We start from the raw sequence: 15,672 nt of genomic DNA, 5'->3' as shown, positions 1-15,672 counted from the left end.
TCCCATTTTTTGTCGTTTTCTGCTTTCATTCCAAAGTTGATGATGTGTGATCCATTGCAGGCGTAAGTACTATCCGTTGGATTATTGCTGTGGAGACCAACCTTTCTATATGCGAGATCTGGACGAGACCGACATGGAAATTCTCACGCTATTGGGCGAGAACGCCAGACATCCGTTTAGCGCCATCGGCGAGGTCGTTGGCCTCTCTGGTCCGGCCGTTTCCGACCGCGTCACCCGTCTCCAGGAAGTTGGTATCATCAATCGGTTTACTGTCGACGTAGACCGATCGCAGCTTCACGCTGGCATTCCGATTTTCGTCCAGGTGATGGGCGCAGACGATGTTGACGGACTCAAAGACCGCGTTGGGGACGCCGATGCCGTTGAGCACCTTTTCGTCACGGCCGACGGTGAGATCTGGTTCTACGCCCGCGCCCAGGTCCAGAACGTCCGTCGGTGGCTCGATGGACTTCTTGACGACGACATCGGCTATATGGTGACGCTGATGGACGACATTGAATGGCGACCGTCGCTGGACGGTACCGAGTTCGCACTCACCTGTGCAGAATGTAACAATACCGTCGATAGTGAGGGCCGATCGGCTCGTCTGGACGGTCAGGTGTATCACTTTTGCTGTCCATCCTGTCAAAGCCGGTTCAAAGAGCGGTACAACCGCCTCGAAGAGGGCGTCTGATCACTTTCGATTCAAAAGAGCTAACGCCGTAGTTCTTTGGAAAACTTTCAGAAAGAGGGGTAAACGAAGACCCCCTATACTACAACAATGAGTCGGCAAACCACCCACCTGGAAATCCAGGGCATGAGCTGTGCGAACTGCTCACAGACAATAACGGATGCTTTGGAGAAACTCGAGGGCGTCGTGGAGGCGAATATCAACTTCGCCACGGACGAGGGCTCCGTCGAGTATGACCCGGACGAGGTATCGCTAGCTAAGATCTACGATGCCATCGAGAATGCCGGCTACGAGCCCCAGCGTGCCACGGTCTCGATCGGCATCTCGGATATGACGTGTGCGAACTGCGCTGACACCAACGAGGACGCTCTCGAGAGTGTTCCTGGTGTCATTAAGGCAGAGGTGAACTACGCCACCGACGAGGCACAGGTCGAGTACAATCCGGCGGACGTCTCCCGGGACTCGCTCTACGACGCGATCGAGGACGCGGGCTACACGGCTGTTCGCGAGGACAGCGACAGCGAGGAGTCCGATCAAGAGCGACGAGACGCCGCTCGACAGGCCGAGATTCGAAAGCAGTTTCGGTTGACGGTGTTCGGGGCAGTGCTGTCGATCCCGCTGCTGTTCTTCATTGTTGAGAATTACCTGCTCGGCGGTGGGTACCTGCCGGAGGCCGTCTTCGGCGTTGAGTTTGGTTGGGTCGAGTTCCTGCTGGCAACGCCCGTTCAGGCCATCCTCGGCTGGCAGTTCTACAAGAACTCCTACAAGGCACTCGTGAAGAACAAGCGGGCCAACATGGACGTCCTCATCGCCCTGGGGTCGTCCACGGCGTACGTGTACAGCGTAGTCGTACTGGTTGGTCTCATCGCTGGCGGTCTGTACTTCGACACGGCCGCACTCATCTTAGTGTTCATTACGCTAGGGAACTACCTCGAAGCCCGCTCGAAAGGCCAAGCGGGGGAAGCACTCCAGAAGCTCCTCGAGATGGAGGCCGAGACGGCCACGGTCGTCGACGATGAGGGGGACGAGGAAGAAATCCCACTCGAAGATGTCGAGGTCGGTGGCCGAATGAAAGTCCGCCCTGGTGAGAAGATCCCGACCGACGGGATTGTCGTCGACGGCCAGTCTGCCGTCGACGAGTCGATGGTCACCGGCGAGTCGGTTCCCGTAGAAAAGGAAGAAGGTGATGAGGTCGTCGGATCAACGATCAACGAGAACGGCGTCCTTATCGTCCAAGCGACAAAGGTCGGAGAGAACACTGCGCTCCAGCAAATTGTCCAGACAGTCAAGGAAGCGCAATCCCGCCAGCCAGACATCCAGAATCTCGCGGACCGTATCTCCGCGTACTTCGTCCCCACTGTCATCGCCAACGCGCTCCTCTGGAGCATCGTCTGGTTCCTGTTCCCCGAAACTCTCGCTGGCTTCGTCGACTGGCTCCCGCTGTGGGGACAAGTCGCTGGCGGCCCTGCTCCAGTCGGTGGTACCGTTTCAGTCTTTGAGTTCGCTGTTATCGTGTTTGCATCCGCCGTCCTCATCGCCTGTCCCTGTGCACTGGGGCTGGCGACGCCTGCTGCGACGATGGTTGGAACAACCATCGGTGCACAGAACGGTGTCCTGTTCAAGGGTGGTGATATCCTCGAACGGGCAAAGGACGTTGACACTGTGATCTTCGACAAGACGGGTACGCTCACTGAAGGCGAAATGGAGCTGACTGACGTGGTCGTCTTCGATAGCGATGGGAATGCAGTGACTGATGGCGGCGAACCGACACCAGATGGTGGACAACTTACTTCCCGTGACCGTCTTTCCGAGGACAATGTGCTTCGGCTGGCAGCGACAGCCGAAAGCGGGAGTGAGCATCCACTCGCCCAAGCGATCGTTGACGGTGCTGAAGAACGCAGGCTGGACGTGACCGAACCCGACGAGTTCGAGAACGTCCCCGGCCACGGAATCCGGGCGACAGTTGGTGAGAGCGAAGTGCTGGTCGGAAACCGCAAGCTGCTGCGAGACAACGGCATCGATCCCTCGCCTGCCGAGGAGACGATGGAACGCCTCGAGAACGAGGGCAAAACAGCGATGATCGTCGCCTATGAGAGTGAACTCGTGGGCGTCGTCGCCGACGCCGACACGGTGAAGGACAGCTCGAAGCAGGCAGTGACGGCTCTTCAGAAGCGCGGTATCGATGTGATGATGATCACGGGCGACAACGAGCGAACCGCTCGCGCGGTCGCCGAGCAAGTGGGTATCGACCCGAACAACGTCCGTGCGGGGGTGCTTCCCGAGGACAAATCCATCGCGGTCGAGAATATTCAGGACGAAGGACGGCAAGCCATGATGGTCGGCGATGGCGTCAACGACGCGCCGGCCCTCGCAGTCGCGTACGTCGGGACGGCCATTGGATCAGGGACGGACGTTGCCATCGAAGCCGCGGATGTCACATTAATGCGCGACGATCCACTTGACGTGGTGAAAGCCATCCGTATCTCGGACGCAACACTTCAGAAGATCAAGCAGAATCTCGTGTGGGCGCTCGGATACAATACCTCCCTAATCCCACTGGCATCGCTTGGCCTCCTACAGCCGGTATTGGCCGCGGCAGCGATGGCGTTCTCGTCGGTATCCGTGCTGTCGAATAGCCTGCTATTCCGCCGCTACACGCCCGACCACGACTACGAACTGCTAGGCCGACTGCGCTAAACGCCAGGGGTCGACTTCCCATGTCTAATATCACACGCCAAATGGTCCGCACGTATCTGCTCGAGATAGCTGAAACTGAACCGACATATATCCGGGCTCATGAGATCGCTCGCGACCTTGACGCGTCACCCAAAGCCGTCGCGCAGTACCTCAGCCAACTGCAGGATGACCTCGTGGACGTGTCGCTGGAGCAGTGGGCGCGCTCGAAGAGCACGACGTGGCGAATCGAGGCGAATGAGCCGTGAGTACCACATTCACTCGACGGATCGAGACGGTCCTCCCTGAAACTGGCTCTCGAGAGTGGTGGGGGCTGTATCTTCTCGGCCCGATGGTACTCGTCGGTGCGGCACTACTCGCTTTCCCCACGCTCATCTACGATCGCTTCGTCTGGCAGTATTTGTGGGGACCGGTCGTCGCTGACGCCGCCGGCCAACCTGTGACACATGCAGGGATTCGCGCCGCCCGGGGGTACAATCCGGTGAATACACTGATATACATCGGAGCGGTCGGGTACAGTTTGCCCGGGCTGCGCGCGTATCTCGAGCACTTGAACATCCCATTCGATGCCCGATTGGCCTACGGATTCGCCCCGATCATTGTCGCCGGCGGCGCAATGCGGGCACTCGAGGATATCGGACTACTCGGAGAGTACGCCGTCCTATTCATCACGCCGTCGATCTACTTCGTTGTCACCGCCGTCACTGTCATCGTGCTCGGCGTCGGAGCCGTGACCCGTGACAGAGGAGTCCTCTTAATTCCAACGCTGGTCGGCACAGTCGGGACTATCTGGGCGGTTGGTGCTATCAGCTGGGCACTCCTGTACGGCACGACAACGTCAGTCCCCCTTCGTCTCTGGGTCCCAGCCGCGACGGTGGGGATTGCCTTCGGCGTTACTGCCTTGTATTATTGGAGTGCAGAGATAGTTGATGTCGCGAACCTCCGCCATCCCTTGTTACTGCTCGCCGTCTTCGGGCAAATGTGGGATGCAGCGCAGAACCTCATTGGCGTCACATTCCTCGGCTACTCGCCGAAGCTTGTCGTGACGAACCTCGTCTATCAAGCGACCGGCTTCTCGGGATCGACGTTCATCCTCAAGTTACTTGTCACACTAGGAATTGTGTGGTATCTCGCTGATGCAAAGGGAGAACTGAACTGGACCTGGTGGTGGCTCATGACGTTCTTCATCGGAGCCATCGGGCTACCAATGGGAGTCAGAGGGTCGCTCCGAATGATGCTTGGGGTCTAACAATGATACTCTTACGGAAAGCTACGGAAACAGGGGAAGGCGAAGCAATCAATAAGTGTGAAAAACGACGTTGCTGTAGAATGGTGCAATGACACCTTCCCCCAACATCATCCTTATCCATTGCCACGACCTCGGGCAGTACTTAGGATGTTATGGCGTTGATATTGAGACACCAAATACCGACCAATTAGCTGAAGAGGGAGCACGATTCGTAAACCACTACACAGCCGCACCACAGTGTTCCCCGAGTCGCGGTAGTCTCTTTACTGGGCTCTACCCGCACAGACACGGACTTCTAGGGCTAGCTCACACTGACTGGGAACTCGATATCAAACAGACAGTACCGTACCGACTCTCCAAACACGGCTATGAGACACACCTGTTTGGCCTCCAGCACATCTCCGAAACGCCAGACGACCTTGGCTACGATGAGATACATACGGCGGGTTCCCTTTCTCCCGATGTTTCCCCTGAAATCCACTCGATTAACCGTGCAAAGGACGTTGCGGATACGGTAGCGTCATACCTGAACGCCGGCATTGAGTCTCCGTTCTTCGCATCAGTTGGATTCTTTGAGGCGCATCGTATAGAGATGGAAGAAGACGAGGAAGAGGGCGACGTACTCTATGGATTTGGCGGCCGTTACGAGGGGGATGACCCTGATAGTATCGAGATCCCTTCGTTCCTGCCCGATGAATCAGGCATTCGCGAAGATTTGGCAGCGATGAGAGGAATGGTGTACGCTATTGATGACGCCGTTGGAAAGATCCTTGACGCTATCAAATCAGCTGGCCTTGACGATGAGACACTTGTACTGTTTACTACAGAACATGGCATTGCTTTCCCGCGAGCAAAAGGGACGTGCTATGATCCCGGTATTGAGGGTTGTTTACTAATGTGGTATCCACCATTGATTGATGCCGGTATGGCCTCTGAGCACTTGGTGAGCAATGTTGATATCCTGCCAACTCTCGTAGATCTCGTCGCTGACGAAGTACCGCATGAAGTTGATGGTCATAGCCTCTTACCAATTTTCGATGGCGATCTTAGGTACTATCCTCGCGACGAGATTTTCGCTGAGATCACGTGGCATGACATGTATAATCCAGTGCGTGCGATCAGGACGAACCGTTTCAAGTATATCAGGAAATTCTGGCACCTTCCACGGGTGTTTCTCCCAAACGATGTCTACGCAAGCCTCGCTGGTCGTGAAGTCCGCGGCCATTACGGGCGCCCATCGCGAGTATACGAGGAACTCTACGACCTCAAGTCAGATCCAGACGAACAAGAAAACGTGGCTGACGATGAGGCATATGCACAGATCCGCACTGAATTGATGTCAAAGCTCAGTACGTGGATGCACGAGACGGACGACCCTCTACTCAATGGACCGGTGATACCACAGGATTACGATCGAATGTTTGATGGAATTATGTAGCCTCCTGTTGTCATCTTATATCAGTCCTATAGCTCTCTAAGTAGCTACTTGACTTCGCACGTTAGGCGAAGTCTTAGTCTCGACTTTGGATCACAATGATATGTCTCCCCTTTAACCCTGATATCGAAATAGGAAGTGCATTGAAATAGGGGAACGTATCTTGAATAGAGACACCACTGACCAACCATGGCTCAAAGCATTCCAGCAATGACCGTTCAAGCGGGCAACGAGCGTTCGCTTCCACTCTGGCTCCAGCGGTACACCAAGTATGCCCTGTATGGTCTCGTCGTCGGAACAGGTCTCTGTTTTCTAGCTCTGTTCACAAACCCAGTACCTGATCCGTCATTCCCCTGGTTCTCGCTGCCCCCATCGTACCGGCTACCTATCACGCAGCCACGGATCGAGCACTGGCCCGTCAGCTATTCCGTCGGCATCTGGCTGTGGATTGCTGGTTTTCCTGCCTTGTTCCTCTGGGGCTACGAACAACTCAGAGTTCGGTGGCGACGAGGCGGTACAATGTGGCTGATCGCGCTCCCCACATTGTCGATGTTAGCCTGGACGACGTACTGCCGATTCTTCTGGCCGAAGCTAATGCCGGCGACGTGGAATGCACCTTCATATACCTTCGTCTGCTGGCTCTACTGTTCAACGTACGACCCTGTGTGGAGTGATCTCGCGTACGCCGTCGCGTTCGTGGGGGCCGTCGGATCCATTCTTCTCTTACGTGATTCGCCACTCAGCATCTACGTTGAGGCTGCATTCGGCGTCCTCGCGTTTCCACTTGGACTCCCCGCTTTCTATGACGCGTATCGGCGGTCGAGCGCATAAGGACACCTACACGTGGATTCAGTGCCGAGACTTATTGGCCGAAGAAGTAGTAGTTCGAGACAATGAACGCAGACGAAGTCCGTCTCGAAAGCACCGTGACCGGGTTCACCGCGACCGGCAGACTCTATACCCTGAGTGTCTGGTTCATCCTTGCAGTGCGGCTGATGATGGGGCTTGCATTCTTCCAGAGCGACCTCGACAAGATACTGGCCAGCGAGTCGACCCAGCCGAATACTTGACTGGTGCAATATCCAAGAATGGCAGTCCGGTTGCGGACCTGTTCATTGCGATGGTCCGGACGGGGCAATTCGTCGAATTCGTAAATATTGCCGTACAATGGGGCGAACTCCTGATCGGCCTTGGGATCCTCTTGGGCGCGCTGACGCGTTTGGCCGGTTCTGGCATGCATTCATAATGCTCATTTTCTATCTCGACAACTGGAAAATCGAACTTACCTCGAAACGCTTCATCAGACGTTCATTGATCCTGCAGGCAGTACTCCGCCACCACCAAATCTGGATCTCCTTGGGACAGAAATGGACCAACAGTTTCCGACGGTGAATTCGCCTCGTCTCTTGAGGAGTGAAGCGACCGTCAACAGCTCTTGCTCGGTCCCATCAATTCTGATGTTCGAGAATGGCCCCTCTAAATTGATTTATTTCAATAACTAAGAATCATCTCTGGAGGGGTAGTCTAGCTGGGGCTCGCACTGTGGGAGCCTTGCCCTTAGCAACGAAGAAGAATAGAAAAACACCTAACTCTGAACACCAATTTCATCATCTGTTAGCGAAACTGTGTCAAACTGTCCGCAAAGATATTGTTCTCCGCGTCGAGTCTGCCGATACTTTCCTCGTTCGATCTTCTCAACGAACCCGTGGTCAGCCAATTCGATCAAGCGCCGGTTCACCTCTTTCTGACTGAAGCCGGTATTGAAGGCGATAATCGACGGTGTCAGTGTCAGATTGGCACCGTGAAGTACCTCCAAGATTTTATCGTCCATTGGTGTCATCCAATCATCTTGTTGACGGATCCGGCCGGGATCGGTCAGTAATACCCGTGCCCACTCTGCCGTTCGGACATCGTTCAGTACGGGATCATAGAAGCCGAGGATGACCAGAAGTGCAGCGATCCCGTGTACCCAATGGATGAGAGATGGCGCAAACAGTTCGGTGATTGGCCCGCCAATTACGGCTAAGACCAATCCGGCGACCGTGAGGAGCATGAACCGTCGGTATGCCGTCGCTGATGCCTCGAGCCAGAGGAAATACAACAACTCGAGCGAAACCACAAATCCGACTGCTAGATTGTATTCGGCGAAGGGTATCAGTCCGCCCACGACAGCTCACCCCACAGACTGGCCTGTCGAACCTGGTAGTGTCTAAGTATCAATAAACCAAGGAATATTGCGATAATCGTATTTGCCGAGCTTCGAAGCACGTGCAGAACCAGAGTATCTGGCCCGACGATGAGCAACATTGTGTGGTAAATTGTTAAAATACACATCACGAGTGAAAGGAGAGCAATTGCCAAACCGAATGGTGAGTCGCGGAAAATACCCCATGACAGGAGCGCGAACACCCCGGCACCAGTACCGGTGATGAGTGCAAAAGGGATACCGAGAATCTGAATGTCAGGGGGTATCATACACCGAGCTATGGATTTCCGAGTTATTAAACTACGGCTTGAGATTGCATCGATGGCGCGGCAGCACGAACGTCCTGCACACGGAATGACCCGCTTGTGGAACCGATATCGGTGATCGGATTCCCAGTATAGTTCCCAGCGTCGCAAGAGTAGGCCTGTGTGCACTCTTCAGAACATTGACGTCGTTTTGTGGACAGTTCGGCTTCACAGTTGAAGTCCTGTCGGGAAACGTCTCATCATTCAACGCTAATACCGTAATAGGGAAAGAAGTGCAGAACTGGCTCAGCTATGCGCTGAAGAAAACGCCGATTTAACTCATCACAACCCTTTCTGTTATGGCCTCACCGATTAGTCACACTATGAGACTTGGTGCGAGTATTACTCCTCACCGTTTAGTCGCATTGTCATGCGGTATGGATAATAAAGTCGGTTGTCCTCGACGGGTCGAGTGCAATGGCACTAACCGAAATTGACCACGTCAGCGAGAACCAGGAGATGCAGGAGTGTATCGACAGCTGTCTTGAGTGTGTCCAGGCGTGCGAGTGGTGTGCCGACGAGTGTGCCGATGACGGCGAGGAGATGGCCGAGTGTCTCCGGCTCTGCCGGGACGTGGCCGACCTAGCAAGCATGCACGCGCGGTTCATGGCTCGTGATTCAGGATATAGAACGGATATTGCCGCGATCACCGCCGACGCCTGCGAAGCGTGTGCCGACGAGTGCGAGCAGCACGACGCCGAGCACTGCCAGGTCTGTGCAGAGGTCCTTCGCGAGTGTGCGGAGACCTGCCGGAACATGGCGTCAGCCTAAGGTCCCGGTCCATCGCGATTCGTCGGCCTGAGCGCCAACTACTCGCGATCAACCAGTATAGACATTGGCACATGGATACGATAACGGAATTCACTTCTGGCGGCAACACTGTCCTTGGCTGCTGGCTGATCGTGGCTTCGTTCGTTTTCAATACGCCGGCGGTCAGTCGCTGGCACGACGTGCTTGTCGGCGCTACAATCGCTCTCGTTGCCGGCTATAATTTCACGAGGTCTATCAGACGACGGCCTGTAAATATGCTTGGCGCAGGGTCCGTCACGGTCCTCGGATGCTGGCTCGTCGTTGCACCGTTTGTTTTTGGTCTCGAGAGCCCACCGCTATGGAACGACGTCATCTCAGGAACCATCGTGGCGAGCTTTGGAAGCTACAACACCTACGTCGCGACTATTGCCGACCGTAGTCCACCTTTCATATGACTGCCGAATAAGGAACATGATTCGGAGAGACTCAACCAATTACCCGGTAATGGACTAAACGCCGGCGCACAAAACAAATACGAATCAAGAAATTCATGTACAAACACCTCACGGAGTACGGTGCGATCGGCGATGGGAATACGGTCGCTCTGGTTGGTTGCGACGGCTCGATCGATTGGTGTCCGCTCCCGCACGTCGAGTCGCCGAGCGTCTTCGCTGCGATACTCGATGCCGACCGCGGCGGTCACTTCGCCGTCCGGCCGACGCAGTCGTTCAAGTCCGTCCAACGATATCGCGACCGGACTGCCGTCCTCGAAACGGCGTTTCAAACCGCCGACGGCAGCGCGACGGTAACGGATTTCATGCCTGTCGCCGAGGCGACCGAGTCCACCGACCGGCCGCCAGCCGTCTACCGAAAGCTCGAGTGTGACAATGGACCACTCGAGTTTGAAGTCGCGTTCGAGCCGCGGTTCGACTACGCGCGAGAGGTGCCCATCATCGAACCGGCGGCTGACGGCGTAGTTGCAATCGGGGCTGACGAGCGGATCATCCTCTCAAGCGACCTACCGCTCCGACCGTCGACCGATGGCCACAGGGCCAGCGCGACAGTGACGCTCAAGGCCGGCGAGACGCGCTGGCTAGGCCTAGGCTACGATGAGGCGATCCCGCTTGAGCCGTCGCACTATCAGAAGATGCTCGAAGGAGTCATCGCCTACTGGCGAGAGTGGAACCACGATTGTAATAAGACAGATTGTCCCCTCGATAGCCCATGGCACGACCTGGCGGTTCGGTCATCGCTCGTTCTCAAGCTCCTCATTCACCGGGGGACAGGCGCGGTGTGTGCAGCTCCGACGACCTCGATCCCCGAGGATCTCGGTGGCGTGCGTAATTGGGACTACCGGTTCAACTGGATCCGCGACGCGGCCTTTACTGTTCAGGCACTATCCGAATTGGGCCATCTCAACGAGGCGCGTTCGTACTTCCAACTGTGTCTCGACCACTGTCGAGATCACGATCCTGCTGACGTCCCACCAGTCTACGGCCTTCACGGCGGTGACGACCTCAAGGAACACGTCCTCGATCACCTCGAAGGGTATCGTGGATCGGCTCCCGTTCGCGTCGGGAACGCGGCCCGACAGCAACGCCAACTTGACGTCTACGGTGAGTTGATCCTCGCGATCTACGAGAGTATCCGCTACGGCGAAGCGGTGACAACCGATGACTGGGCAGTCATGTGCGATCTCATCGACTACATCTGCGAGGGATGGGATCAGCCCGACGTCAGCATCTGGGAGCCCCGCGACGACCCACAGCACTACGTTTACTCGAAGGTGATGTGCTGGGTGGCCCTAGATCGCGGGATCAAGCTCGCCGAGGCAGCCGGCGACGATGTGTCGGCCCCACTTGAGCGGTGGCGGACGTGCCGCGAGGATGTTCGCAAGGCGATCCTCGAGCGCGGATACAGCGAGCGTGCAAACAGTTTCGTCCAGACGTTTGGCGGAGAGACCCTCGACGCGGCGAATCTGCTCATTCCGGTCATGGGCTTCCTCCCGCCTGACGACGCTCGCGTCCAAGGCACAATCGACGCGACGATTGAGCACTTGGCGACCGAGAACGGCCTTGTCCGGCGCTACGAGGGTGACGACGGACTCCCCGGCGAGGCGAGCCCATTCGTCGTCTGCTCGTTCTGGCTCGTTACCGCGCTCGCGCTGACGGGACGGACCGACGAGGCGACCGATCGCTTCGAGTCTATCCTCGAGTATGCCAGCCCACTCGGACTGCTGGCCGAGGCAGTCGATCCTGGGACCGGCGAACAGCGCGGCAATTTCCCGCAGGCATACAGTCACATCGGACTCATCAACAGCGTCCTCTACCTCGCCGACATGGACAGCTCGAGCGGCGGATCACGGGCGCCGCTCGGGCGCGACGAGTGGACCGAGGACAGCGGCTTGAGCGGTGAGATCATCCGTCAACCGAACAATACCGAGAGGGCAGATACCCAATGACCAACGACGAGAGACACAACGACTCAAACGAAGAATCGAAACCGGACGCCGTACCAGCCGAACCAAGAGAGCAACACTCGCGAACCGACGACGGTACGCGACGTGCTGACGCCGACAGTAGTCAGAACGGAGAGAACGGTGGTCGGGATCGGGACGACACCGAGCAGAACGGTAACGGATCGATGCGTCCGGGTGACATGATGCTCTCCCACCCGACGGAGGAGATTTGGCCCCAGTACGCCGTGATCTCGCTCGGGCTCTGGCTCCTCGCAAGTCCGCCAACACTGGGCTACGGGAACGCGTTGATGACCTGGAGTACCGTCCTCACTGGACTCGTCCTGATCTCGCTCGCCGGCATCACGATCTACCGGGAGAGCGGCTACGCCAACTATGCCAACGGCTTCGTCGGCCTGTGGCTAGTGTTCTCGCCGATCGCATTCTGGGCGCCGACGGCCGCGGCGTACGCCAACAATACGCTCGTCGGCATCATGGTGATTACATTCACAGTTCTCATCGTAATGCGCTCAGAGATGGAAGGGCCGGCCGTTCCGCCGGGCTGGTCGTACAACCCCTCGACGGGCGCCCAGCGCGCACCGCTGATCGCACTCGGAGTATTCGGCTTCTTCGCGTCGTGGTATATGGCCGCCTACCAGCTCGAGTACATCACCAGTGCCTGGGACCCGCTGTACGGGTCGGGCACCGAGCAGATTCTCACCTCCGACGTATCGGCAGCGTTCCCAGTCTCCGACGCCGGTCTCGGTGCGGTCGCCTACTCGGTCGAGGCCCTGATGGGATTCATGGGCGATCGGCGACGGTGGCGCACTATGCCGTGGATGGTCGCGTTCTTCGGCGTCGTCGTGATCCCATTGGGCTTCGTCCAAGTGCTGCTGGTCATCATGCAACCCATCATGGTCGGGACGTGGTGTACGCTCTGTCTCCTGTCGGCATTCGGGATGCTGTGGATGATCTCGCTGACAGTCGACGAGGTCGTCGCGATGGGGCAGTACGTCGTCAGACTGATGCGCCAGGGAGATAGCCTCTGGACCGCCTTCTGGATGGGAGGAATGATCTCCGAGGAAGAGTCCGGCGTCGACGAGACCGAGACACGACCGATCAGTGACTCGCCAGTCAGCGAGCCGTTCTGGGGCGTCACGATTCCCTGGACATTGCTCGCCGCGATGGCTCTGGGCGTTTGGTTGATGCTCTCGCCGACGGTCTTCGGAACATCGGGAATCATGGCCGATAGTAGCCACCTTGTGGGTTCGTTGATCGTCTCCTTCACCGTGATCGCGACCGCCGAACCTGCTCGTGCGATTCGATTCCTCAACATCCCACTCACTGTGTGGATCATCATCGTGCCGTGGTTGGTCGCCGGCGTTCCGACGATCGCTGCAATCAACGCCACTGTTGCCGGAACGCTTGTCCTGCTGCTCAGCGTCCCGCGCGGGCCAATTGCGGACCGCTACGACGGCTGGGAGCGCTACGCCACTCTCGAGGCGGCCGACCGACTGAACCCCCTCAGTAGTTAACCATGTCCAACGCAACCGACTCGGAAGTCGTCGTTATCACAGGTGCATCGGCCGGCGCCGGGCGAGTCACCGCTCGCGCGTTCGCCGAGCGCGGCGCGAAGATTGGCCTGCTCGCGCGAGGCGAAGACGGTCTCAGGGGCGCGTGCGAAGATGTCGAACGGGCCGGCGGCGAGGCGATCGTTGTCCCGACGGACGTTGCCGACCCTGAGCAAGTTGAGACCGCAGCCGAAACTGTCGAGGATGCGTTCGGCCCAATCGATGTGTGGGTGAACGATGCGATGGCCTCAGTGTTCTCGCCGGCCGCAGAGATGACCGCCGAGGACTACCGCCGCGTCACTGAGGTCACTTACTTGGGCTACGTCTATGGGACGCAAGCCGCACTCAACCGTATGCGACCTCGCAATGAGGGAACAATCGTCCAAGTCGGCTCGGCACTTGCCTACCGCGGTATTCCGCTCCAATCAGCCTACTGTGGGGCGAAACATGCGATCCAGGGATATACAGAATCTGTGCGAACAGAACTTCTCCACGAGGACTGTGACATACAGCTCTCAATGGTACAGATGCCCGCAATGAACACTCCCCAATTCGAGTGGTCAAAGAGTCGACTGCCACAGAAACCCCAGCCGGTTCCCCCGATCTACCAGCCTGAGGTCGCCGCTCGAGCAATCATGTGGACCGTCGATCATGGCAAAGACGAACTATGGGTCGGGCGTTCGACAGTGAAGGCAATTCTTGGCAATCGGTTAATCCCAAGGCGGCTTGATAACTACCTCGCAAGTGGTGGCTATGATTCCCAGCTGACTGACGAGCCGGTCGCACCTGATCGGAAACATAATCTCTATGAGCCGGTAGCAGGCGACTTCGGTGCTCATGGCCCGTTTGACGACCAGGCACATGATTACAGCTATCAGTTGCAGGCGTCGATGCATCGACGTCTCCTTGCCCTCCTCGTTGGTCTTCTGGCAACAATCGTGACCGTAGTTCTCGGGCAGCGCATCTTCTCTGATTGAGTACTTATAGTAATATATAATCAGCTACTGTCAGTGATCGTCTTCGTGGTCGCCATCTTCGTCCTCGCTACTGTCGTGTCCACCGTGTCCACTGTCACCACCGCTTTGAACCGTCTCATTCAGTTCGCGGATCTTCTCGTGAGCACTGTCAGGTAATTCAGACTGCGGCTCGGCCATTCCAGGCTGATCATCGAGCTGAGGATCGCCGACAACAACGCACCCGATCATCCCTGTGGTTTCGTGTGGGCGACAGTAATAGTCATAGACTCCTTCGGTTTCGAAAGTGTATTCAAAGGTTGCCCCTTGGTCGTCAATCGTCCCACTATCCCATGCCTCAACGTCATCAGGAATCCGCTGGGGCTTGTCGTTCGCCGGTGCATAGGCGGTCGTCGTATGAGAACCACTCTCTAGCGTCCACGTAACCGTCTCTCCGGGTTCGATTTCAGCGACATGGGGCTCAAAGTGAGTTCCAGAATCGTTCGTCACCATAGTCACTTCGGCTGTACTCTTAGACGCACTGTCTGTTTCGTCGTGGTCGCTCTCGTTCTCGGAGCCCGAATTCTCTCCACCGGTCTGGTTAGTGGTTTCCTCGCTCGAGTTAACAGCACTCTCGTCTGGACTCGTATCGTCCTCTGGTTGGTCGTCTTCGGAAAGGCACCCGGCAAGCCCAGTTACGATTACGCTAGTTATCCCAAGCACGTGTCGTCGAGATGGCTGATTATTCATTGTGCTCTGAATTAATGAGGCATCTGCACTTGTTTCCATATTCAGCATATAACGTCAACAGTCGGTCACTTCGCTTCAGTCCAAGTATCTAATTGAGTGCTAACTCAGCTTTTCACGTTGAATATCTCACATATAAGTCTTCGAAAAGGCCGTTTTTCGGTCTTCTCACGCGACTTCAGAACGAAGTCGGATCCCGTTCCCTCCTGCTGGAGTCGCGATTGACGCGAAAGCTGGCACGATCGTTCCAGTGAAAACCGGCTCACTGGCTCGCTGAATTCTCGAAACCACCAGAAGAGCCTTTCTCGTCCCCATTTTTTGGTGTATATGTCACTTCGCCAATGTGCAAAGCTGAGTGCTAATTTAGGGAGGATATCTCGCTGACTTGGCTGATTGCCAGTAGATGCCGTCCAACGAAACCCGCTCAACAGTCACAGACATGGGCAGAACGAAGCAAATACAAAGAGTCGTCGCTACTTGAGAATCCCCTAGTACAGGTTCAATCGTGATTTGTTGGATATAGCTGCCGGAGTTTGATGCGTGCATCTTCGGTCGTGAACTGCCAGTCGATAGCGGAGTCATCCTCGTTTCGGATGCGTTCCCACGCAGCAACCTCCGC

General features: G+C 56.6%; 13 protein-coding genes and 1 pseudogene. 11 read left to right on the top strand and 3 right to left on the bottom strand.

Annotated elements, in window-relative coordinates; genetic code table 11:
• The first annotated feature begins 109 nt into the window (after positions 1-109).
• The 6 genes from LCF40_RS19225 (at position 110) to LCF40_RS19205 (ending at position 7,136) form a co-directional block, all read left to right on the top strand.
• On the top strand, positions 110-691 hold the full coding sequence (locus LCF40_RS19225; protein ID WP_224829801.1) for an AsnC family transcriptional regulator: 582 nt from the start codon (positions 110-112) through the stop codon (positions 689-691).
• An 87-nt stretch (positions 692-778) separates the two neighbouring features.
• Positions 779-3,385: a heavy metal translocating P-type ATPase gene (locus LCF40_RS19220; protein WP_224829800.1), complete on the top strand. Its 2,607-nt coding sequence runs from the start codon at positions 779-781 to the stop codon at positions 3,383-3,385.
• Between the two features lie 20 nt (positions 3,386-3,405).
• Entirely contained in the window at positions 3,406-3,630 is a 225-nt protein-coding gene (locus tag LCF40_RS23850; RefSeq protein WP_425504264.1) for a DUF7123 family protein, read from the top strand.
• Positions 3,627-4,631, top strand: a complete 1,005-nt coding sequence (locus tag LCF40_RS19215; protein WP_224829799.1) for a DUF63 family protein — start codon at positions 3,627-3,629, stop codon at positions 4,629-4,631. Before LCF40_RS23850 ends, LCF40_RS19215 begins: the two co-directional genes overlap by 4 nt.
• An 88-nt stretch (positions 4,632-4,719) precedes the next feature.
• Complete coding sequence (locus tag LCF40_RS19210; RefSeq protein WP_224829798.1) at positions 4,720-6,069, top strand: sulfatase family protein; 1,350 nt, start codon at positions 4,720-4,722, stop codon at positions 6,067-6,069.
• Between the two features lie 890 nt (positions 6,070-6,959).
• Positions 6,960-7,136, top strand: a complete 177-nt coding sequence (locus LCF40_RS19205; protein WP_224829797.1) for a hypothetical protein — start codon at positions 6,960-6,962, stop codon at positions 7,134-7,136.
• A gap of 515 nt (positions 7,137-7,651) precedes the next feature.
• Here LCF40_RS19205 and LCF40_RS19200 read toward each other — a convergent pair.
• The gene (locus LCF40_RS19200) at positions 7,652-8,233 is read right to left on the bottom strand and encodes an ArsR family transcriptional regulator (protein ID WP_224829796.1); all 582 of its coding nucleotides are present in this window, start codon (positions 8,231-8,233) and stop codon (positions 7,652-7,654) included.
• Between the two features lie 761 nt (positions 8,234-8,994).
• Here LCF40_RS19200 and LCF40_RS19195 point away from each other — a divergent pair.
• The 5 genes from LCF40_RS19195 (at position 8,995) to LCF40_RS19175 (ending at position 14,330) form a co-directional block, all read left to right on the top strand.
• Positions 8,995-9,348, top strand: coding sequence for a four-helix bundle copper-binding protein (locus LCF40_RS19195; RefSeq protein WP_224829795.1), 354 nt, complete (start codon positions 8,995-8,997; stop codon positions 9,346-9,348).
• A gap of 71 nt (positions 9,349-9,419) precedes the next feature.
• Positions 9,420-9,782 (top strand): SPW repeat domain-containing protein, encoded by a 363-nt coding sequence (locus LCF40_RS19190; RefSeq protein ID WP_224829794.1) that lies wholly within the window; start codon positions 9,420-9,422, stop codon positions 9,780-9,782.
• Between the two features lie 95 nt (positions 9,783-9,877).
• A complete protein-coding gene (locus LCF40_RS19185) occupies positions 9,878-11,788 on the top strand; it encodes a glycoside hydrolase family 15 protein (RefSeq protein WP_224829793.1) in 1,911 nt (636 codons plus the stop codon).
• Positions 11,785-13,317, top strand: coding sequence for a vitamin K epoxide reductase family protein (locus LCF40_RS19180; protein ID WP_224829792.1), 1,533 nt, complete (start codon positions 11,785-11,787; stop codon positions 13,315-13,317). Before LCF40_RS19185 ends, LCF40_RS19180 begins: the two co-directional genes overlap by 4 nt.
• 2 nt (positions 13,318-13,319) lie before the next feature.
• A complete protein-coding gene (locus LCF40_RS19175; protein ID WP_224829791.1) occupies positions 13,320-14,330 on the top strand; it encodes an SDR family oxidoreductase in 1,011 nt (336 codons plus the stop codon).
• Positions 14,331-14,360: 30 nt separating this feature from the next.
• Here LCF40_RS19175 and LCF40_RS19170 read toward each other — a convergent pair whose 3' ends face one another.
• Together LCF40_RS19170 and LCF40_RS19165 are read right to left on the bottom strand one after the other, a co-directional pair.
• Positions 14,361-15,104, bottom strand: a complete 744-nt coding sequence (locus LCF40_RS19170; RefSeq protein WP_224829790.1) for a plastocyanin/azurin family copper-binding protein — start codon at positions 15,102-15,104, stop codon at positions 14,361-14,363.
• A gap of 448 nt (positions 15,105-15,552) precedes the next feature.
• A pseudogene (locus LCF40_RS19165) lies at positions 15,553-15,672 on the bottom strand (IS630 family transposase); the annotation flags it as partial.

Source organism: Saliphagus infecundisoli (assembly GCF_020177375.1).
Lineage (GTDB): Archaea > Halobacteriota > Halobacteria > Halobacteriales > Natrialbaceae > Saliphagus > Saliphagus infecundisoli.
This window is presented reverse-complemented; position numbering and strand designations above follow the sequence as displayed.

Excerpts from the sequence above, each read along its gene's own strand:
- LCF40_RS19225 (WP_224829801.1), top strand. The coding sequence starts at position 110 with ATGCGAGATCTGGACGAGACCGACATGGAAATTCTCACGCTATTGGGC.
- LCF40_RS19205 (WP_224829797.1), top strand. The coding sequence starts at position 6,960 with ATGAACGCAGACGAAGTCCGTCTCGAAAGCACCGTGACCGGGTTCACC.
- LCF40_RS19175 (WP_224829791.1), top strand. The coding sequence starts at position 13,320 with ATGTCCAACGCAACCGACTCGGAAGTCGTCGTTATCACAGGTGCATCG.
- LCF40_RS19195 (WP_224829795.1), top strand. The coding sequence starts at position 8,995 with ATGGCACTAACCGAAATTGACCACGTCAGCGAGAACCAGGAGATGCAG.
- LCF40_RS19220 (WP_224829800.1), top strand. The coding sequence starts at position 779 with ATGAGTCGGCAAACCACCCACCTGGAAATCCAGGGCATGAGCTGTGCG.
- LCF40_RS19170 (WP_224829790.1), bottom strand. The coding sequence starts at position 15,104 with ATGCTGAATATGGAAACAAGTGCAGATGCCTCATTAATTCAGAGCACA.
- LCF40_RS19180 (WP_224829792.1), top strand. The coding sequence starts at position 11,785 with ATGACCAACGACGAGAGACACAACGACTCAAACGAAGAATCGAAACCG.
- LCF40_RS19185 (WP_224829793.1), top strand. The coding sequence starts at position 9,878 with ATGTACAAACACCTCACGGAGTACGGTGCGATCGGCGATGGGAATACG.
- LCF40_RS19190 (WP_224829794.1), top strand. The coding sequence starts at position 9,420 with ATGGATACGATAACGGAATTCACTTCTGGCGGCAACACTGTCCTTGGC.
- LCF40_RS19210 (WP_224829798.1), top strand. The coding sequence starts at position 4,720 with ATGACACCTTCCCCCAACATCATCCTTATCCATTGCCACGACCTCGGG.
- LCF40_RS23850 (WP_425504264.1), top strand. The coding sequence starts at position 3,406 with ATGTCTAATATCACACGCCAAATGGTCCGCACGTATCTGCTCGAGATA.